This window comes from Paenibacillus sp. Leaf72 (assembly GCF_001422685.1).
In the GTDB taxonomy this organism is placed as follows: domain Bacteria; phylum Bacillota; class Bacilli; order Paenibacillales; family Paenibacillaceae; genus Pristimantibacillus.
The window spans coordinates 108,077-129,775 of record NZ_LMLV01000002.1; the positions used below are offsets into that span (position 1 = coordinate 108,077).

The 21,699-nt window shown below is 44.3% G+C and carries 17 protein-coding genes; 6 read left to right on the forward strand and 11 right to left on the reverse strand.

All coding sequences use genetic code 11. The features are described 5' to 3' along the window. The first annotated feature begins 134 nt into the window (after window positions 1–134). Window positions 135–3,482, forward strand: a complete 3,348-nt coding sequence (locus ASF12_RS09775) for a glycoside hydrolase family 9 protein (protein ID WP_056033317.1) — start codon at window positions 135–137, stop codon at window positions 3,480–3,482. Window positions 3,483–3,693: 211 nt separating this feature from the next. Here the strand turns inward: ASF12_RS09775 and ASF12_RS09780 are convergent, their stop codons facing one another. The 5 genes from ASF12_RS09780 to ASF12_RS09800 form a co-directional block, all read right to left on the reverse strand. Continuing rightward, window positions 3,694–4,800, reverse strand: a complete 1,107-nt coding sequence (locus ASF12_RS09780; protein WP_056033320.1) for a GerAB/ArcD/ProY family transporter — start codon at window positions 4,798–4,800, stop codon at window positions 3,694–3,696. A gap of 28 nt (window positions 4,801–4,828) precedes the next feature. Continuing rightward, on the reverse strand, window positions 4,829–5,062 hold the full coding sequence (locus ASF12_RS09785) for a hypothetical protein (RefSeq protein WP_056033322.1): 234 nt from the start codon (window positions 5,060–5,062) through the stop codon (window positions 4,829–4,831). A 14-nt stretch (window positions 5,063–5,076) separates the two neighbouring features. Next, window positions 5,077–6,249, reverse strand: coding sequence for a Ger(x)C family spore germination protein (locus ASF12_RS09790; protein WP_056033325.1), 1,173 nt, complete (start codon window positions 6,247–6,249; stop codon window positions 5,077–5,079). A 29-nt stretch (window positions 6,250–6,278) separates the two neighbouring features. Beyond that, entirely contained in the window at window positions 6,279–7,793 is a 1,515-nt protein-coding gene (locus tag ASF12_RS09795) for a spore germination protein (RefSeq protein ID WP_056033327.1), read from the reverse strand. Between the two features lie 275 nt (window positions 7,794–8,068). Then, window positions 8,069–8,773 carry a MerR family transcriptional regulator gene (locus ASF12_RS09800; RefSeq protein WP_056033330.1) on the reverse strand — a complete coding sequence of 235 codons (705 nt, stop codon included), beginning with the start codon at window positions 8,771–8,773 and terminating at the stop codon, window positions 8,069–8,071. Window positions 8,774–8,944: 171 nt separating this feature from the next. Here ASF12_RS09800 and ASF12_RS09805 point away from each other — a divergent pair, with 171 nt between their 5' ends. Further along, complete coding sequence (locus ASF12_RS09805) at window positions 8,945–9,673, forward strand: bleomycin resistance protein (RefSeq protein WP_056033333.1); 729 nt, start codon at window positions 8,945–8,947, stop codon at window positions 9,671–9,673. A gap of 72 nt (window positions 9,674–9,745) precedes the next feature. On the opposite strand, the gene ASF12_RS33595 is transcribed toward ASF12_RS09805, so the two are convergent. The 5 genes from ASF12_RS33595 to ASF12_RS09825 all read right to left on the reverse strand — a co-directional run bounded on the left by ASF12_RS33595 (window position 9,746) and on the right by ASF12_RS09825 (window position 14,767). Further along, entirely contained in the window at window positions 9,746–9,985 is a 240-nt protein-coding gene (locus ASF12_RS33595; protein WP_162241887.1) for a helix-turn-helix domain-containing protein, read from the reverse strand. A 192-nt stretch (window positions 9,986–10,177) separates the two neighbouring features. Beyond that, window positions 10,178–11,269: a phosphotransferase gene (locus ASF12_RS09810; protein WP_056033336.1), complete on the reverse strand. Its 1,092-nt coding sequence runs from the start codon at window positions 11,267–11,269 to the stop codon at window positions 10,178–10,180. A 5-nt stretch (window positions 11,270–11,274) separates the two neighbouring features. Then, entirely contained in the window at window positions 11,275–12,531 is a 1,257-nt protein-coding gene (locus ASF12_RS09815; protein ID WP_063892530.1) for a glycosyltransferase family 4 protein, read from the reverse strand. A gap of 17 nt (window positions 12,532–12,548) precedes the next feature. Beyond that, on the reverse strand, window positions 12,549–13,487 hold the full coding sequence (locus tag ASF12_RS09820) for an NAD-dependent epimerase/dehydratase family protein (protein ID WP_056033338.1): 939 nt from the start codon (window positions 13,485–13,487) through the stop codon (window positions 12,549–12,551). Next, entirely contained in the window at window positions 13,484–14,767 is a 1,284-nt protein-coding gene (locus ASF12_RS09825) for a UDP-glucose dehydrogenase family protein (RefSeq protein ID WP_056033340.1), read from the reverse strand. The genes ASF12_RS09820 and ASF12_RS09825 overlap by 4 nt, the downstream gene beginning before the upstream one ends. A 215-nt stretch (window positions 14,768–14,982) precedes the next feature. Between ASF12_RS09825 and ASF12_RS09830 the strand changes: the two genes are divergently transcribed. Beyond that, window positions 14,983–15,795, forward strand: coding sequence for a UTP--glucose-1-phosphate uridylyltransferase (locus ASF12_RS09830; protein ID WP_056033343.1), 813 nt, complete (start codon window positions 14,983–14,985; stop codon window positions 15,793–15,795). On the opposite strand, the gene ASF12_RS34365 is transcribed toward ASF12_RS09830, so the two are convergent. Next, window positions 15,752–16,123, reverse strand: a complete 372-nt coding sequence (locus ASF12_RS34365) for a hypothetical protein (protein ID WP_155973000.1) — start codon at window positions 16,121–16,123, stop codon at window positions 15,752–15,754. The genes ASF12_RS09830 and ASF12_RS34365 overlap by 44 nt on opposite strands. A 325-nt stretch (window positions 16,124–16,448) precedes the next feature. Here ASF12_RS34365 and ASF12_RS09835 point away from each other — a divergent pair, with 325 nt between their 5' ends. From ASF12_RS09835 to ASF12_RS09845, 3 genes are all read left to right on the forward strand, one after another. Beyond that, on the forward strand, window positions 16,449–18,014 hold the full coding sequence (locus ASF12_RS09835) for a response regulator transcription factor (RefSeq protein ID WP_056033346.1): 1,566 nt from the start codon (window positions 16,449–16,451) through the stop codon (window positions 18,012–18,014). Window positions 18,015–18,028: 14 nt separating this feature from the next. Next, window positions 18,029–19,777 carry a sensor histidine kinase gene (locus tag ASF12_RS09840; RefSeq protein ID WP_056033349.1) on the forward strand — a complete coding sequence of 583 codons (1,749 nt, stop codon included), beginning with the start codon at window positions 18,029–18,031 and terminating at the stop codon, window positions 19,775–19,777. A 123-nt stretch (window positions 19,778–19,900) separates the two neighbouring features. Then, entirely contained in the window at window positions 19,901–21,592 is a 1,692-nt protein-coding gene (locus tag ASF12_RS09845) for an ABC transporter substrate-binding protein (protein WP_056033352.1), read from the forward strand. Window positions 21,593–21,699: the final 107 nt, after the last annotated feature.

Below are 21,699 nucleotides of genomic sequence, written 5' to 3' on the forward strand. Positions count from 1 at the left end.
AATTAAAATAATTTCATTAGAAAGCGTTTTCATGAAAAAGAGGTGATGGTGCGCAGATACCGATAAGAAGTCGCAGCGAATTCGGTTTCGATTCAATGGGAGCAAATTTTCACAAATTTAAAGGAGGAGAGTTAATGAGGAAAAAAGTCAGTTTAATCCTTGCGTTTACGATGTTCGTTACCATCTTATTTTCCAATCCAATCGAGACGAACGCCGCTACCCCCGAAGCGCCTGCAGGGTGGAGAAACTTGCTGGATTACCAAATATTCAGCAATACAACGGACGGCTGGGCAGGAGATAGCGGATTCGGCTTGGAAACGGAAAATAGCAAGCTGCCGATTGATTGGACAGTTACGTACAATGGATTGCCTTCCTTATTATTAAATACGAAGACGCCCACCAGTCCGTCCTGGTTCAACGCGCTGGTCGCGGTTGCCGGGTGGAAAGCGTATAATTTTACGCCTTATTATGCAAACGGTTTTCTTGAGTTCAATATCAAGGGGAATGCAGGCGGAGAGTCCTTCCTCCTTGGCTTTAAAGACAGAGTATTCGAAAGGGCTGCTGGCGAAGAAATTACCACTACAGTAAACATTAGCAGCTATGCCAGCATTACGACGAACTGGACCCATGTGAAGATACCGTTAAAGGATCTCATCCAGGTCTCGCAAGGAATTGACCCTTCTTCGATAGATACGTTATCTATCAAGAACAATGGTTTTCAACCTTTAAAGGTGTGGCTCAATGATATTAGGGTTACGTCTCCCGATAAGGAGAAAGAGTATGCACCTATTAAGGTCAATCAAGTGGGGTATCCTGTAAATGGCGTAAAGCAGGCGCTTGTGACAGGGTTTGAGGATGTTCTCACGGTCGATGAGGGGACTCCATTTAGCGTTATTAACGCGGGCAATCATTCCACAGCCTACTCCGGAACGCTTGTCCTCACCGAAAACTATGATGCCATAGACAGTGGAGAGCGAATTTTCACGGCTGACTTTACTAATTTAACGGTACCGGGAAAATATTATGTGGCGCTGCAGGGACTTCAGAATTCTCCTGAATTCTCCATTGGCAATCCGAATGATATTTATGGGCCGTTTCTAGTTGACGTATCCAGATATTTTTATTACCAGCGGACAGGCATTAATATTACCAGCCCGTACACTCAAAATTATCAGAGAACGGACTTTACGCCAGACACCGCGGTCCCTCTAATGTCCAACCCTTCCATCAAGAAAGATGTTTCCAAGGGCTGGTATGATGCGGGCGATAAAGGCAAGTACGTAAACGCTGGAGCCAAAGCATTGTCCGATCTGTTCTGGGCCTATGAAATCATGCCGGAGAAATTTACCGACAGCCAATTTAATATTCCGGAGAGCGGAAACGGCATTCCTGATATTTTGGATGAGGCACGGTGGGAACTGGAATGGATGCTCAAAATGCAGGATGCAGCAAGCGGCGGTTTTTATGCGCGTGTAACTTATCAAGATGATGACAATTTACTGAACCGAGAAATTATTGATAAAGATACGGTAAGTCCACGGACAAATATCAAAACGACCTCAGATACGGCTACTGCGGCCGGCGCATTGGCACATGCCTATCTGATTTATCAAAATATCGATCCGACTTTTGCTCAGCAATGTTTAGATGCGGCAGTAGCGGCATGGGGGTATTTGGAGGCGCACCCGGAGCTGATCAAAACGCCTAACACAGGCAGATGGCCTTACGATGTGACGGACGACTCGGCTAACCGACTTTGGGCTGCAGGCTCCCTGTATAGGTCGACCGAAGTTGCCAAATACAACGATTATTTTGTTGCAAACTACACGGAAATGGGGCAGTTTTTCGAGCATCCCCTTGATTTCGCCAGCGGTTGGGAAAATACGTGGAATACGGGCTTCTTCAGCTATATGAAGGCTGCTAATAAAAATGCTGGAGTCGTAAGCTGGTATACGACCAAATTCCAGCAATGGTTCAATGATAAAGTGAACAGATACAACGAAAGCGCCTGGAAAAGTATCGTAAAAGACGGCAACTATTATTGGGGAATCACAATGCAGTATGCTGATACGCCGATGGAAATGATCATTGGCACCAAATTGCTGGGAACCTTCGAGACCAACCGCGCGATTATTAATGATATTACTTATAGCCAGTTAGGCTGGATCCTTGGCCAGAATCCGGTAGGCGTATCTTTCGTATCGGGGTATGGCGATAACAGCGTTAAGTATCCATTCAGCATTATGTTCAGAACAGATGGCTTGCCGGGGGTGCCGAAGGGGTATTTGGTCGGAGGACCGAATAGATACTCCAACGATGAGACGGTAGGGAATCAGATTTCGAGATTTGCAGCGAAAAACTATCACGATAACTTCCAAGAGTGGACGACAAACGAGCATACCGTCTATTGGAATTCGGGGCTGGTGTTTGTTGCTGCATTCGCAACGGGAAGCGGCAGCAGCTCGGTTATCAGTCCAACGACCGCTGCCTTTGACAAAAATACCGCCATGCAGGCGAACATCCCGGTGACGCTGACGCTGAACGGCAATACGCTCACCAGCATTAAGAACGGTACGGCGTCCCTCGTTGCGGGCACGGACTACATCGTTTCAGGCAGCACGGTCACTCTGCAAAAAAACTATCTCGCTCAGCAAGCCGTAGGAACGACGAATCTCACTTTTCTGTTTAACGCTGGTTCCTCTGCTTCGCTATCCATCGCAGTGAGTGATTCGTCGGTTAGCAACTCGGCCATCAGCCCGACGACCGCTAGCTTTGACAAGAATACCGCCATACAGGCGAATATTCCAGTGACGCTGACGTTGAACGGCAACACGCTTGCTAATATTAAGAATGGCACAGCTACCCTGGTTGCCGGTACGGACTACACTGTATCGGGCACGACGGTGACGATTCAGAAGGCTTATCTGGCCGCCCAGCCGGTGGGAACAACGACGCTGACGTTCAACTTCAGCGCGGGAGCGAATGCGGCTCTAACGGTATCCGTGATAAATACCACCTCCAGCGGCAGCGGGGCCATCAAGGTGCAGCAGTATAATTCCACCGTTACAGCAACTAGCAATACGCTGAACCCGCGGATCAAGCTGACGAACACCGGCACTTCCGCCATTAATATGTCCGACGTGTTGCTGCGATATTATTACACGATTGATGGGGAGATCGCTCAGAACTTTTTCTGTGACTGGTCGCATGTTGACAGCAGCAATGTAACGGGCACCTTCGTCAAGCTGGCGACTCCCCTGACCGGGGCCGACCACTATCTGGAGATCGGCTTTACGAGCGGAGCCGGAAGCTTGGCTGCGGGAGCCAGCATTGAGATTCAGCTGCGCGTGTCCAAGTCCGATTGGTCGAATTACTCGCAGACGGGGGATTACTCCTTCGACCCGACCCATACGGCTTACGCCGATTGGAGCAAAACGACCGGCTACATCGCAGGTGCTCTCCAATGGGGAACGGAGCCGTGAACGGCGTAGGGCTAGGATATCTCTGGATGAAATGAATCGTGCAAAAGATGAAGATATTCTCCGCTTATTTAAATAGCCTCTCGGCATTCCCCGAGGCTAAATTCCTCCTACTTCTGTAGGGGGAATTTTTATTAAAACCGCAACTTGAATTGGAAAAAGCAATTCAAATTTAATGAGATATAGGTTCTATTGCCAAGAAATGCTGATCCTCTCATTTGGTTGGCGTCTTTTGAAAGCCAAGCATTTTCTTCAGCAGATGAATGGCAACCACGAGCAACAAAGGAATTGTAAATCCGGTCAACTTCCAAATTGGAAGAATCACCGTGATGTGCTCGGTCAATTTTGCTTCGCTTCTTTGTAAAAGAAAAGCACTTATCATATTGATAAAAGTCAAAGGTAATATAAACACGTTCTCATCCTTTAATTTACATATACGTACAACTAAATGATTTAATATGAAAATTATAATGCAAGCCTTCATGTAGGAACCTACGATTAAAGCTATCCCAACAATGAATTCGACCCGTTGAATAGGTTGTAGATCAATCATTCGTGCAACCTCTACCATCGAATACTTTCTTTCCCCGGCCAAGGGTCCGAAAACAAGAATGGTTGCTATAGCGACCGCAATCAATAGGATGATGCTGATGCCAAACACAATAACCAGTTTTTTATGTAAATTCCGGGTCGGCTGACGAACAAAAGGCAGGAGTAGGGCGAGTAAAACCGGTTCTGCGTGGGTGAAACCATATGAAAGGTAGGCGCCATGTAATACAGGTTTTATTCCGTCAGGAAGAATAGGAAAAAGAAATTCTGTGTGATAATTAGGAATAGAAAACAACAAAGTCAAGACGATGAACAGCATCATGATAAAGATGAGAATGGTAAACATTCTACTCATGACTTCAATTCCTGCTCGTACTGTTATGGCCACTGTGGTGAAGATAAAGATATCAAATATGTACTGAGGAGTTTGCCTCATTAAAGAACTGTTAACATATTTACCTACTTCATGTACGATATCAGTACTCATTTCAAATAAGAGCGAAATAAACGGGATCACAATCACAATGGTGGGCCAGGTTCCCAAAACAGCTTGACTGTATTCACTAAATGATTTTCCGGGATATTCCTTATCCAAGTAAAGAACAAGCAGCAATTGAATCATGGCAACCGTGCCGGAGATCAGCAGAGATATCCACACACCGTTATGGGCGAATCCAATTAACGGACCGGGAAGGTTTACAATAACTGAGCCAGTCAAATAAACAAAAAACAATACGATCAATTGATCTTGACTAATGGTTTGTTTATTCATAAAGATTATGCTGCTCCTTTTCTGAATCTTAGTCTAAATACTCAACAATATGATGAGCCCAATCTTTATACAGCCATGATGCGATGTCATGAAGAAACGGCATTCCAAACCCTCCAACATACTCAACACAAAGATAAATAGAGACAAAAACGATCACGCCATATGCGACCTTGTCGCGCAGCACCATATTCTTTATTTTGGAAAGATTATAGAACGTCATTAACAAATAACTCGAAATCACAACAATCATTTTTTCAGCCATCCGTTCTTGCTCCCTCACTGCTGGTCTATGGAAAGCGGTTTTGGTATTGCAGTTCCGCTATTCTTTATTTCAACTTTTACTTTAATGTCGATTTGAGTATGAGCGAAACGCTCTCCCCAATTCTTCTTCCACCGTTTCCATAGGGCTGGATCTTTACGATATATCCGATCTCCTAAACCAATTAGGTCTAATTCCTTTTTTTTCATTCGATTGAAAGTTTTTCTTAAAGCTTGTTCAACTGTCCGAGCCACGGCTTCGGTAATTTTTTTTTCATCTTCCGGTGTTTTTAATGTCATGCACCTCATCTCTCCAATAGCTCCTGACAACTGAACGACTACTTGAAGCTTGACTGCTTCACCTTCAATTTGTGGTTTTAGTTTGGAGTGGAAAGATAATATTTCCAGAGAATTATTGCTTGCATCGCTCGAATCGTTTTGAGTTTCGCACGGCACGCGGATAATTCCACTCTTGAACTTATTATTTAACATATGTATCATTTGCGAATCTTGAGGAGAAACGATTCCCTTCCATTTTCCCTTTTGTAAGACTGCCATTCCGGTGGCCACCAGATGCTCTCCTTTATCTCCGCCTTTAGTGATGTAAGGAGCTAACGAAATCCCCGTCTGGCTGCGTAGACCGATGAATAGTTCAAGTAACGAAGTGTTGGTCGTTTTGTAATTGTGCTGATCGGATTTTTTTGTAACTTGCCACAATTGTTGACTTACTGTTTTTTCGATTAAAGGCTTCATTTTTAAATATTGCGATGCTTTCCCGTGGGCAATAAAAAACGAAGAACTAAGTCTAGCCTCATGATCCCGGTAAAAGAAATCCAAAACCTCACCGATAGGATATAGTTGTACTAACTGATCTTCTACAATGATAGTCCGCAAATGGCTCCATTGTGCTTTGCGTCCAATTTGAAGGATAATATCACGAATCCCATCAAACATCGTATTACTCTTAGTTTGCACATTGATATAAGAAACATCTCCGCTTTGCTTTCCTTGTGAACCGCCGGAAAGTCCCGGCTTGTATATTTGCACAGTAAGCTCAATCATTCCTTTATCGGCCTTGTCGATGGCAAGGCCTAGGATTAAGGACCGATCCGTAAGTTCTGTCTTGTCCCAGCAACCCGGCAGCAATAGTAAGCAGACCATCATACAGGCGGCAAATGCCGTTTTTCGCATAAAAGAGCCTTCTCTCAAAAAAATGCCTTTTATTTTTTAGATCCGAATAACTTATTGCGTGGTGAACGCAGTAAAATTTTTAACGGCGCACGAATGAGTGTATCCAGTAATTGCTTAGGTTGAAGAGGAGCTAGAGGGGTTAGATACGGCTGCCCAAGGGATCTGAGACTTGTTAAATGCAGCAAGATCCAGAGAAAACCTATCATCAGACCGAATCCACCCAGGAATGTGCTTAAAATCATGAGCGGAATCTTTATAATTCTTAAAGCAGTAGCCATGTTATATTGAGGAATGGCAAATGAAGCAATTCCGGTTAAGGAAACGACCACGACCATCGATGGAGAGGCAATACCTGCAGATATGGCTGCTTCACCAATAACGAGAGCGCCAACAATACTTATAGTGGAGCCAATCTGTCTTGGCAATCGCGCTCCAGCTTCCCGAAGAAGTTCAAAGAAGAATTCCATTATCGCGGCTTCATAAAATGCAGGGAAAGGAATGCCCTCACGCGCATTCATAAGGGCAAGTAAAAGGACGGTAGGAATCAATTCTGGATGAAAAGTCGTTAAAGCAATATATATGCTGGGCAAGCTTAAAGCAATAAAAAATGCAATTATCCTCATTATGCGAACTAAGGAGGCAATTATACTTCTTTGGTAAAAGTCTTCCGAGGATTGATACATTTCTGTAAAAAGTCCCGGACATAGTAAAATCGAACCTGTGCCTTCGACGAGCACGATGATTTTACCATCCAACAAAGCTGCAGTAGCGGTATCCGGCCGTTCTGTATAGCGGTATTGAGGGAATGGGGAATAAGTCGAATCCTCAATCCACTCTTCAATAAAAGAGGTGTCAAGAACATTAATTTTCTTCATTCTCGAAATTCGCTCTTTTAACTCAGCTAAGACATCCAAGTTAACTGCATTTATCAAATAAGCGATATTGACTTCAGTTTTGGTTTCTACCCCAAGCGTGAACTTTTCTAATTTAAAATTAGGGGTTTTTAACCGCTGCCTTAACATACCGATATTCTTTTGCAAATTTTCAACTGTACTCTCACGTGGACCATGAACTACGGATTCTGCACTCGGTTCGCTTACTTGCCTGGTTGTTAGTGAAGCAACTTTGTAAGACAAAGCTTGATTCCAGCCATTAAAGAAGATAACAAGATGCCCTGTAACAATATCATCACTAGCTTCTATTAAATCGTTTACAAGCTTGGAGGATTGCGAGGAAACACCGTGGTTGCTGAAAAAGCGAATTACATCTTCAGGAGTGACAGAAATGGCAGGGCCTACTTCGTGGGGGACAAGGTCCTGAAGCGATGCTTTCATATAATTTAATGCTTTATTTTCAAATAACGAATCGAAATAAACGGAAAATGCTGTGGATTGGAGCTCTGGTCCAAAGTGCCACTGAAAGACGGACAAGTCTTCGCAGTATTCAAAATGAGTTTCGAGCCATTTTAAATTAGATTCCAATACGGGTGAAATCGGTTGGATATCCGTTTCTGAGCGGGTACTGGCAAAGCTCGTTTGGTTCATGCTGTTATCCTCCAGAAGTAAGAACTATGCTTTAATGGTTTTCAATTCTAATAAGATTTATTCATGCTTCGCAGTTTTTTATTCACAATGAGTATCACAACACATTCAGTTTCGCGATAGATCATGTCATTATATTGCGAATTTTAAAAAAGTGAGGATTTTCTTTCATTACATGACAATTCCTACAACATGACATTATTTTGGGGCTGCCTTCGGGCAGCCTCATTTGATTTTGATTTGGAGCAGGAAACAGATAACGTTAAAAGGATTTTTACCTACTGTTCTTCCATATTTGACACAACATCAAGAAGATTATGCAAATAAGCGATACCGCGCATCTGTTCCACCAATGCATTATCAATGTATTGAAGAGACTCGAGGGCAATTTGCTTAACTTGAGCAATGTTTTTTTTATCAAGACCTGACAATACTTCACGAACAATATCCAAGGAGTAAGCTACTTTTTGAACCGTTCGGATGATAAGCACCTTGCGAATATCAGAAGGGCTATATATACGGAATCCACTCTCCTTTTGGCGCTCGGGCCTAATTAACCCTTCCTTTTCCCAATGTCGAATTGCGGAAGCAGATACATTCGCTTCTTTAGCTACCTCTCCAATCGTAAACGAATTTTTATTACGGTACTTTGGGAAATCTGTCCACTCTTTTAAATCAAGCATCTCAACTGTTCTTTGTACGGTTTCCTTTTCTGCATGAAGGTTTACTTGTGCCTTGTTAATTATCCATAAAGCATCAAGTTTTTCCCCATTTACGATGCGTGGCATAACCTCTCGAATTACATTCATTCCAAAACCAGCGTACATCGCACGTATACATTGAAAATAAGCCTCATGTTCCTTTGTATAATTGCGATACCCATTTGCCATTCTCTCGACTTTAGGAATAAGTCCCCAAGCTTCATAATGCCTTAATGCACTCGTGCTTATCCTCAATTTCTTTGCTATCTCAATACCTTTCAACTCGATTCCCTTCTTTCAACCTGCAATTAATAGTTAAACCATATGACGGCTTTTTCTCTAAAATCAGTATAATACATGGATAAATCTAAATGAACATTAGCATTTGCAATAATGTTGTACGATAAGGGGGTAATTGGGTTAATAAGTCCTATAAACCAGGAGGTTGATCACTTGTCAACAAAACGCTTCGGAACCGCGATCCCGATTTTACCCAGCAGATCTATTGACGAGCAGTTGGATTTCTACCAAGCGCTAGGCTTCGAAGTGACCTATCGTCAAGCCAAACCAAACCTATACGCTTGCGTCCGCCACAGTATCGTGGAACTGCATTTCTTTGTACTCAAGCAATTGAATCCAGCAAATTCTTATAGCTTGTGCTACGTCCACATTCCTGACGTGGATGCCGTGTATAAGGAATTCAGCGAAAATTTAAAAAAAGCGTACCGGAAAATCCCCACCAAGGGATATCCCAGAATTTCTAAACCGAGCAATCTGATGGAAGATCGCAGATTCCATATCATCGATCCTGCCGGTAACCGCTTGTTGATTGGAACTAAGCATGCCTCCCCAAGGCTAATCGTGGAAGAGACCTCCAAATTTGCAAGCGCGTTCGAAACCTCATACCGATTGATGTACGCCAAAGACGAACCAGCGGCTGCGGCCAAAGTGCTGGATCTTGTTCTTCCAAAAGCCGAAGAAGCATCGGCAACGCTTCGATATAGAGCGTATGTATTACGTGCCGATATCGCCCTCTCCATGGATGAACGGGCTATTGTAAATACTTTCGTCCAAGAAGCAGACCGGATGTCGTTATCCGATACAGTACTTGGAGATGCGACGGAAGAATACGAAAAACTAAAGGAACTTAGAGCGTGCTTGGAAGGTAGGGACAATTGCTAAGAGGAGGCGGAGGCGATTAGCCGCCAGTTTCATTCCAATCTAAGGGCAGCACTTAATCCGTTAAGTTGAGTATTAGCCGCGCCGCTGGCGCTTTCGGTACTGGAGAGGCGAGCAGCCATTCGTACTTTTGAACAGCTTGTGAAAATTCGCCACTGGATCTATTCCAACACAAGCAGCAACCTCAATAATTTTGAGGTCCGTCTCACGCAGCAGCCGTTGGGCCTCGCGAATACGCACTAATTGGACGTACTCCGAGAAACCGAAGCCTGTGCATTGCTTAAACTTTCGACTAAGGTAATATTGGCTGAACAACCGTAACGCTTGCGCTAAAGTAAAAGAAAGCTGCAGGTAATGAAACGATTGAAGGGGGATATCGAAAGGAGTATGAAGACGTTGCAGGAGAGAGGCCTCGTTATAAGCTAAGGCTTGCCTGAAAACGCCAGAGCAAGCCTGAAAGAAGCTTTGTGCTTAAGGCTAAAATTGACTAAGCCTGCTTAAGATTGCTTACGACTGTTTGACAATGCTGTCCCACGATGCAAGCATTTGCTGGCGCTCTCGATCAGACGTAATTAATGATTTTAGCTTCTGTATCGTTTGGGGAGCATTCCATTCCGTCCGCTTATTGAAGTATTTGCTGGATAAGCCATAGAAAAGATGAGGGAATAACAGATCCGCATAGATGACGCTGCATTCCTCCGCGCTTAGAGGATGAACCTCACGATAAGCCCGCAGCATGGATATGGCTTTAGCCGAGCTCCATCCATGCTTCTTCATCACCTTGTTGAATATTTTGCGAATATCTCTTGCAGGCAAGTCAAAGGTTAAGGAATCCATATCGATAATGGCAAGCCCTTGCCGGGTCTTAATCAAGTTAGCTGCTGCAAAATCCTGATGGCAAAGGTTTTTTTGCACGGCTACTTTATTAACCCAGTTGGTGTATGGGCTGCTTTGAATCAAATGCAGGGCAGCTTTTCCTTGGTCAATAAATTTGTCCACATGCAGAAGAAACAGCCTCTCAAATTCGCTGCTACTACTACTTCTAATGCTGCTGCTCTTACCGCTTCTACTTCTCTTACTGCTTTTCATGTTTTTAATGCTAATCCTATTGCTATTGCTACTGCTGAGAGCCATTCCCTTGAACCGCTCTAATTGATCGAGATGCTTCGCATAGCCCCGCCCCCAGCTTCCAAGATGCTCCCTTTCATCCGTTGTATAGGCGGATTGAAAACCTCGGGAAGCCATATGAAACTTCCCAAGCTCCTTCATAATGAGAAGGAGATCTCCCGTTACATAGGAGGGCGATACGCCTTCCGCTGCGTCTGATAAGACGTAGCAGCTGCCGCTGCTGTCCTCCGCATAATCGTTTCCATCCGTGGTAGCTACCATGCGAGGGATAGGCGCACCATTTTTCTGCAAATGTCTAATCGCTTGAAGGAGGAAGAGGAGCCGTTGCTTGGAGACGGGCGCCTTCTTCAAAATTTTAGTTCCCGCGCTTGTCGCAAGGCTCCAGGTCGCCTTCTTGCCTTTATCCGAGATGAGCTTAATGCTCTTCACTTGAAGCGGATATTGGGACATCAGTCCAGTTATCGTTTGCATAATCGTTACCTGCCCCTTTGCTGAGTTCGTTTGATGCTAGAGCGGCGCTTGAGTTTTTTGCGAAGAGGCCGCGTGAATCGGCTTTTAAGTTTGGTTATAGTAAGATTTGATAATGGGGTAGGCTCGCTTCTGTAAGCGTCCATGTAAATTTTATTTAAACGATCTGCAACATGCTTGAATGTGAAAAATCCTTCGACCATTTCCCTGCCTCTGAATGCCATCGTCCTGGCTTCATCCCTATAAGTAAGCATATAGTTAATGGCATCGGCAAATGAGTCTGCGCTGGTATAGGTTCGAACAATATAGCCATTGCGCTTATGTTGAACGACTTCGGCATTGCCGCCACGATCGGTTGTAATGACAGGGATTCCGGCGGCCATCGCTTCGTAGTGCACACGAGCTAGCGGTTCCTGCCATTGGGAGCTGCAAACAAATACGTCGCCCATGGAAAAATAATTTTGGATTTCGTCAGCTTGAACGAATTTGGTGAAGATGACTCTGCTGCGATAAGGCTCAGCCAGCTTCAGTAACCATTGTCCATAGTCATCAATAGTGTTATCACTGAACCATTTGCCGCCGACAATAACAAGGACCGCATCCGGATGCTCATCAAGGACACGGTCCATTGCCTGAATGAGCAGGTGAGGTCCTTTCTTGACGCTGAGCCGTCCAACAAACAAAATAACTTTCTTGTTCTGGACGCCATATCTTTCCCGCATTTGATTGCGTAATTGCAAGCCGCGGGAGGTCCAAATGGGATGGTAAGAATTAGGGTCAATTCCGGAGAAAATCGGTTCGGTTTTATCCTCTGCAGCGGGAACGCGCCTAGTAATCGTTGATTTAATATATTTGCTTACCGTCGTTATTTTGTGTACATATTCCACGCAAAGCTCGGCGTCAATATCGGATATTTTGTTGGGCTCAAACATTTCGTTATGCAGGCTGACGACAAAACGGCTAGTCGGGGAGGCTTCCTTATAAATAACGACGTTTTTAGGACGATTAAATACATGAACGACATCATAGGCGTGCTCCCTCAATGAACCCGCAACATCTTCAACGTAGCTATCTCTAGGAAAGCGGATATATTTAATATCACCACGCGTCTCCCTGTCTGGCAGCGCAGCATCGGTAATGGAGTAGATCGTTAATTGATGGTTCTGTGATAAAAAGGGAGATACTCCGTCCATCATAATTTGGATGGCTCCCCCTCTCACAGCGGGAGAAGGGAGCTTTTCCGTACATATGAATGCCAGTCTCATAAGGAGACAGCCTCCTGTCATTTATAAAAATCGATAAAATATTCGAGCTCCTTGGCTAAGCCGGCCTCCAAGCTGATTTTGGGCTCGTATTGCAATAGCCGTTTGGCTTTGGATATATCGGCCCAAGTGTGCATGGGCTCGCCGTGCATGCTGCCGCTAGGGGTAATTACCGGTTTTTTTCCAGTCAAAGTCTCCAGGGCTCGAATAACCTGTATGATAGCTGCCCGTTCTTTACCGCCGATGTTAATGGTTTCTCCTACGACATGGGGGGCGTCAGCTACAGCAGCGATAGCTTCTACGCAATCACTGATATACGTGAAATCCCGGGTTTGCGAGCCGTCGCCAAATAAAGTAATCGGATCATTCGCCAGCAGCTGTTTAATAAAACGATGAAACGCCATATCTGAGCGTTGACGAGGCCCATATACAGTGAAAAAGCGTAAAATAACGACGGGAACATTTTTGCTATAAACTCGGCATAAATGCTCGCCTGTCAGCTTGCTGACACCGTAGGGGGCGAGAGGAGCAAGCGGCGTGTCCTCAGATACTTGACCCGTCGTCTCTCCATAGACGGAAGAGGTAGACGCGAATACAAATTTTTTAATCGATGATTGACGGCAAGCTTCAAGGAGCTGCTGAGTAGCAAGAATGTTAGATTCGACGTAGCTGCTGAAATCAGCTCCCCAGCTGGAGCGAACGCCCGGTATGCCAGCCAAATGATAAATGATATCCACATCGTTAAGCAGTGTTTTCCAGTCCAAATGAAGCATATTGGCGGTAATCATGTTGAATCGCGGGTGATGAAGAAAGCTGTCCATGTTTTTAGTGCCAATCAGGTGCAATTCTTCACGAACGAATGCGTCAACGCCGATCACTTCATGCTCGCCGCTTGCCAGCAAATATTCGCATAAATGAGATCCGATGAAGCCGGCAGCGCCAGTTACGAGGATTTTCATGGGCGACCAACTCCGATGTAAGCAAAGCCTTGCAATTCCAGATTTTTTTTGTCCAAAACATTTCGTCCGTCTACAATAACAGGCTGCCTCATTAACGTTTTGACCTTATGCCAATCGGCTTCCAGAAAGGAGCTCCAAGCTGTGGCGACTACCAGCACATCCGCTTGCTCCACGGCAACATAAGGACTGGAGCACCAAATAACGGAGGGAAGCTCGGGCGTTGCAAGCGGGTCGTAAGCATATACCGTATATCCTCTGTGCGTCAGCTTCTTCATTAAAGCGATGGATTGGGAATAGCGAATATCGTCTGTGTTTTCTTTAAAGGTTGCCCCCCATACGGCAATTCGCGGTTTTTCGGACCCTTCGCCTAAAGCATGGGTTATTTTATTCAGGTAAATGTCTATTTGTGAACGATTGATTTTCTTGACAGCCTGCAGCAGATCAAGCTTAACGCCTTTAGAGGCCGCCACAAAATCAAGGGCATTCACATCTTTAGGAAAGCACGAGCCGCCGTAGCCGAGGCCGGCTTGCAGAAATCTGCCTCCGATCCGTTCATCAAGACCAATGCCCTGCGATACCTCCGTAATGTCAGCCTTATAGGCGTCGCAAATCCGAGATATTTCATTAATGAAGGAAATTTTAGTGGCGAGGAAAGCATTGGATGCGTATTTGATCAGCTCGGCCTCTAGTCGGTTCGTTAGCAAAAACGTGGTTTGAAGGGAAGCATACATTTCCTGGACCTTCATTGCAGGTTCTTTTCTCTTAGCGCCAATCACGATACGATCAGGGTGAACGGTATCCTCGATAGCGGTTCCTTCCCTAAGAAATTCAGGGTTCGAGACGATATCAAATAAGTCGGGGCGAGTCCCGTGCTGCTGGAGCTCCTCTTCAACCCAATCAGCCGTGCCGGGTGGCACGGTACTTTTCATAATAATAATTTTGTGCGTATGAATCGTTTCCGCAATAGCGGTGATGACATGCTTTACATATTTCATATCGGCGCTGCCATCCTTCGCTGAAGGGGTCCCAACTGCAATCATAATGACAGGACAATGAGCCATATGCTTTTTGCTGTCCGTATCAAAAAAAAGCGTTCCCCGCTGCTGATTGTCCGTAATCAGCTCGGCCAGCCCAGGCTCGTAAATCGGAATAATCCCTTTCCGCAGCTTCGCAATTTTATCCGTATCAACATCCGTACAAAATACGGTATGACCCATATCTGCCAGAACAGCCGCTGTTGTCAAACCAACGTAGCCTGCTCCTACAACACAAATTTCCATTCCTATCGCTCCTCTCGAATCTACTACTACTACTAAAATATTGATTTTTGTTAAGAATGGTCACGGCTGCTGCATCTATTAAATCAAGGGGGGGTCTATTGAAATGGGTTACCGCATTTGCCTTATTTTCATAGAGGACAAGCTTCAAAATCGATTTTCGCTAATATGCTGTTACTATATATTGGATGAAATTCCAATGGAAGTGGGTGATATTAGTGGTATTTAAAGCGATTATTCCTGCGGCGGGATACGGGACGCGCAACTTGCCGATTACTAAAGCGATTCCAAAGGAAATGTTCCCTATTAACAGCCGCCCTGTCATTGACTATATTGTTCAGGAAGCGATCGATGCCGGGATCAAAGAAATTTTAATTATTCTCTCGCGCAATAAGACAGAGATTATGGATTATTTTGATCGCTCCATTGAGCTGGAATGGTTTTTAAACACACATCAGAAAAGCAATATGCTTCAAGGAATTGAGCCGCCGAAGGTCAGTTTTCAATATGTAAGACAGCCGCAGGCTCTAGGGCTTGGCCAAGCTGTTCAGTTGGGACAAACATTCGCAGGGGACGATCCGTTTGTTGTTTTGCTGCCGGATCAGCTTTGCTTGAGGCAACCCCCTCCGCTGCGCAAAATGATTAAGCTGTACGAGCAGTTCAAGCACCCGGTTATCGGACTGCAGTCGGTGGAGAGGGAGCTGCTGCAAAACTATGGGGTCATTTCTGGAAAGCAGATTCAAGCCGGGGTATATCGACTTAATTCTATTGTCGAGAAACCCAAAATGAACCCGCCATCCCATATTGCGGTCATGGGCAGATATATTTTGACATCTAAAATATTTGCCGCTCTTGATCAATTGAATGCCGAAAGAGGGGTGGAGCTTCAGCTAACGGATGCGCTGAACGTTCTGTGCCAGCAGGATGAAGCGTATGGCTATGTTTTTAAGGAGAAATGGTATGATACTAGTATTGAAAGCGAGTATATTAATGCCCAGCGTTGTGCATACAGAATGAATAAGCAGACTTAAAGGAATGGGGAAGAACCTTCAAACGACGATGAAGCTCGTTTAAGGTTCTCTTTGCTCTCTTTTTTTCTGTTTTTTTGCGTAGACAAAAAGAGTCGCCTTCAGAAGAAGGCGACAGTCGGTACTTAGTACGTGAATGGTTTAGCTGCTTACTCGTAATCGTCGTCCGAGTTTCTATCGAATTGCTCAGCCCGTTTGCAGTTATCATGCGAGCGGTGATGTTGACCATGCGAACGATGGCCATGTGAACGATGACCATGGCAATTGTCATGTGAACGATCCCCGCCCGTGCGGTTACCACGGGAACGATTGCCACCAGTGCGATTGCCACCAGTGCGATTGCCGCCTGTACGGCTACCTCCCGTACGGTTACCACCTCTATGATTGCCGCAAGAGCAGGAGGATGAATTGAAGTTTGACATATGCAAACCCCCTTTCTCGTATATGCTACAATATATGACCGCAATCTATTATTTGTAACGAGGCATTTGATTGTTTTCATAGTCTACATACAGGAGCCGAACTCGAAAGCGGACTTTTGATGCATACCGGGAGAAAGAGAACTTAAGACACGTGTTCTCAAGCAATGGACTAGTATCTTAAGCATGGTATCATAGGATAAAACGGACGGCTGCACATTAGGAGGAGGATCAGCTATGTATAAGGTGCTCATTGTGGATGACGAAATATTTGTGCGAAAGGGTCTGATCAATTTAATGAATTGGGCCGCAATGCAATTCGAAATATGCGGAGAAGCAGAGAACGGGAAGCAAGCGATTAAGCTAATTGAACGACTGAAGCCTGATCTGGTTATTGTTGATATCAGAATGCCTATGCTGGATGGTCTCGAACTGATCAAGCATGTGAAGGAGGAGGGGGATCACCAGCCGTTATTTATTATTATTAGCGGCCATCATGATTTCACTTATGCGCAGCAAGCCTTGCGCTACAATGTGTCGGATTATATTTTGAAGCCAGTTGACAAGAAAGAGCTGGGCTCCACTTTGAAAAAGGTGGAAAATACACTGAATCAAATGCAGCTTTTGTCATATACAGGAGAAAAACCGCTTGCTCAGACCATAATCTCTACTTTGCTGCAGACAGAGCCCAACGAGCAGGTTATTCAGCAGATTTCCCATATATTGAAGCTTCCAGCCTCCTCTCCTTATACGTATGTAATTGCAGAAATACAAGATATGCAGACGTCGGGATCATTCGATTATTTACCGGCCATGCAGACGGCGCTTCAGCGGTATATGCAGCGCGAAGGGACGCTTCCGCTCGTTCATGTGCGCGAGAACAATCAGTATGGACTTATTGTCCCACAAGCATGGCTAATGCAATTGGGCGATAACGAGAATACGGCTTATGCATGGCTGCTGGATATGCTGGAGAAAGAGCTGGGAACTACGATAAGTTTATTCATCGGAAGCAGGGAGGAGCATCTTAAGCGCATTGACCAATCTGGGAGCAGCGCGGGCCAATGCTTGAATTACCGTTTTGCTGCAGGCTCGCGCGGTATTATAATGGCATCCGAGATGCTCCCGCTGTCCTTATATTATTTTGACGTAGATGAAGAATTGCACAGCAAATTGATTACCGAGATGGAAGAGAATGTGCGTGAGGGCTATGAGGCTGTCATCCATACTATTTTTAATCAATTTCAGGAATTGCGTTTTGCTCCAGACGCAGTCGCCAATACCATCAGACGGAGCATTATTGCGGTCATAAACACCATCAGACAATTTGAAGGGGACGAGAAGGAACTGCTGCTGCTGAATGAACTGCTGGATTGGCCAAACAAATACCGCAACCTGAATCAGCTTCGGCATATATGCTTGCGTTTTATAGAAGAATCGGCTGGCTATATTGCCGCAAAGCGAAGTGAAAAAGGAAAGGGCAGCATTGAAAAAATAAAAAAATATATTGATGCTAATTTTACGGAAAATATAAATCTGAAAGGAATCGCAGCAAAATTTTATATGAATCCTGTTTATCTCGGCCAGCTCTTTCGCAAAAGCTATGGCATGTATTTTAATGAGTATTTGCTTTCACTGCGCATTGAAGAAGCCAAGCGGCTGCTGCGGCAAACGAACAACCGTATGTATAAAATCGCAGAGCTGGTTGGATTTCCGAATTCAGATTACTTTGCCACACAATTTGAAAAATTGGAAAAGATGACTCCGACAGATTATCGCAATAAGATCATTGGCAGAAAATAAGGAGGCTATGCGGGGTGTTCAAATTTAGTCTGCATCATTTGAAGCTGCGAAACAAGCTGATTTTCATCTATATCGTCTGCGTATTTATCCCCATTGTGCTGACGAACATTATGTTTTATAACGTCATGACCAATAAAATTAAAAATCAGAAAAAAGCAGACGCAGATCTGGCGATTACGCAGTTGAAAAAAGAACTTGGCGTTGCCATTGATGATGCGGCAGGCATTACCTATTTGTATTCCATTGATAAATCGCTCATCCATCATCTGAATACAGAATATAAAACCTACGATCAATATATCGAGTCGCTCGCGTCGATTTCCAACATTTTCAATCGTTCTGACAAGGAATATAAAATGTTGAGCTCGGCTGTAATCATGAGTGACAATCCGACTATTTTAGTCTCTGGCAATATAGTCAGACTTGATGAAGCAATCCTGGCCAGCGACTGGTATCAGCATGTGGAATATTACAACAATACGTATCCGTTTTTACATGTAACGCCGGACAAAATCAGTGTCATCCAGAAAATATCAGATCAGCGTTATCAAGCCTACGAGCATATGATAAAGATTGATCTAAACATGGAGTACATTGCTCAATTAATAGCATTGTCCAGCTTTGAGGGTGATATTTATATTTTGGACCCAAGCGGTCAGGTTCGCTACAGCCATCTGGTTAACGGGCATTTGGGCGGCCAACTAACAGCAGGCGGTGGATTAACGGTCAATGAGATTAATAAGCCGGATAAACCAATTGTCATCCAAAAGCAATATCATGACAGACGCTATATGGAAGGCTGGACGTTATATGGTGTAATGGATGAAAAGAAGATGCTGTATGAGGTGCGGCAGTCAGGCCAATTTATTCTGTGGTTCGCAATCATAAATTTCCTTGTCCCTACCCTCATCATTATGATGGTATCCCGTTCCATCCATACACGAATAAAAGATATTTTAGTGCACATGAAGTCAGTGAGGAATAAAACGATTGGAAGAATCCCCTATAATCGGGAAAGGGATGAGATAGGCGAGCTTGCTGTTGAATTTAATCGGATGAGCGAGCGAATAGAAAATTTAATTAATGATGTTTATGTAGCGGATATTCAAAAAAAAGAGCTGGAAATACGTCAAAGACAGGCACAGCTTCATGCGCTGCACAGCCAAATCAATCCTCATTTTTTGTTTAATGCACTGGAAACGGTCCGTATGCGAAGCCTGATGAAGGGAGAATCAGAAACGGCCAACACCATTCATAATATGGCTAAAATATTTCGCAAGTCGATTTCGTGGAAGCGCAGCTTCGTTACGATACGTGATGAACTGGAATTGATTGAAAGCTTCTTGGAAATCCAAAAGTATCGGTTTGACAATAAGCTTCAGTTTCAAATTGCTGTTGAACAATCCTTATTGGAATACGAAATACCGAAGATGACTTTGTTGCCATTCGTAGAAAATGCCAGCATTCACGGCATTGAAAGCAGTCCCGGAATAGGCTTTATTACCATTCAAATTGGACAAGATAAGGGACGAATATTATTTGTTATTGCCGACAATGGCGGCGGCATGAGCGAAGAAAAATTGGAGGAGCTGCATCATTACTTTTCCGAGGATGTTACAATGGGCGATTCAGTAGGCATGAAAAATGTGTTAACACGTTTGAAACTTTGCTACGGCGATGCGTTTGATTATACGATTAACAGTCATGCGGGGAAAGGCACACGTATTATGTTGCGCTTGCCAATGGGAAATGCAAGTCATTAAATCAGCCTATTAGATCCTTTACTTTACGAAGAATATTCTAAGGTTTGCGGTGTAACATTGCGCCCTCATTTCTTTTATAATGAAAGTGCTTACATTTATTGTGGCAAGAAAGGGGACAAAGTTATGATCAACAAGAAATGGCTAAAGACAAGTATGGCAATTATAATGGCTTCGGCAATGCTTATTGCAGGCTGCAGTAATGATGGAGAAAAGAACGCTGGAAACAAGGAGGCAGGTAAGGCGGAGGGCTCCGAAGTAAGTACAGAGCCGGTGACCTTTACTTACTTTGGCTTCGGTTCGAACAAGGATGTGCTTGCCAGCGACACGACCATTGGCAAGGTGCTTCAACAACAAACAGGTGTAGACTGGAAGATGGAATTTGTCGTCGGCGATGCGAGCACAAAATCTGGCGTTATGATTGCCGGAGGAGAATATCCCGACGTCATATCACCAGTTGCGGAGCTTGAAAAGCTGATTGATGCAGGAGCGCTTATTCCGTTAAATGATTTAATCGAGGAGCATGCCCCGAACATTAAGCGGGTATATGGCGATTACATGGATAAAATCAAGAGCGAGGACGGAAATATTTATATTCTTCCATATACCGCCAATGTCAACGGATATTTGACTGAGCCGGACGTTGGGCAAGGCGCTTTCTGGATTCAGCGCCGCGTATTGAAGGAATTTGGCTACCCAGAAGTGAAGACACTCGATCAATATTTTGAGCTGATTGAGAAATATCAAGCCAAATATCCTACGATGGACGGTAAAAGTACAATCGGATTCATAACATCCGCTGGTGTGTCAGGTGATTTCTACTCGATTACGAACGTGCCTATGCATTTAGCCGGATATCCAAACGACGGCAACGTAATGGTTGATATGAACACCCATGAAGCTAAAGTTTATGCAGCCTCGGATTACGAGAAGAAATGGCTGACTGCCTTGAACGATATAAACAGCAAAGGCTTGCTTGATCCAGAGACCTTTACAGCTAACAAGGACCAGTATCTTGCAAAGCTTACTTCCGGTCGTGTACTTGGATATTTCAACTATGGGTGGCAGACAGGAGATGCTACTAACAACCTTAAAGCTGCTGGCAATGACGATCTTCGTTATGTAGGGCTCCCAATCGTTTTCGACGAAAGTATTAAAGATGCTTACATCGATCCGCCTGCATTTGTCAACAATCGCGGGATCGGGATTTCCGTTAGTGCAAAGGACCCTGTCCGTATTATTAAATATTGGGACAACCTGTTGACCGAAGAAAATCAGAAGCTGGTTCAATGGGGGCAAGAAGGTGAAACCTATTCCGTGAATGAAGAAGGCCGCTTCGTAATGGATAAGGAACAGCTTGCCAATCGTAATGACAATGAGTTTAAACGTTCCTACGGATGGGCGTATTTTGATTATGAATGGCCGCGTTATGGCAGCAACTCTATATTTGAGGATGGCAATTCCTACACTGTAGGCAATCAGCCCGAAGTAGCGGCCGCGAATTATACAGAAGGTGATCTGTTATTGCTTGATGCCTATCATGTGGAAACCTTCTCCAAAATGTTTGCGCAGCCGATAGAACGACCATGGTATCCTGCGTGGAGTATTTTGAAAGAGCAAGGCTCTCCCGAACAGATTTTCAATCAAAAATCCGAAGATTTGCAAAAGAAATACTATCCGAAACTGGTGTTTGCATCTAAGTCAGCTTATGAATCCATCTGGAATGAGTATGTGAAAGAATTTGGCAAGCTGGACGTTGCTGGCTTTGAAGCATTTATTACAAACAAGGTGAAGGAACGTGTTGCAGGTAATTGGTAAGCTTGAATAGGTATCGAATATGAGATGAGGCTAGGAAAAGGTGGGGTTAACTCCGCCTTTTTATTCCAAAATTTTGTATTATTAGAAATTTATATATAAAGGAGACA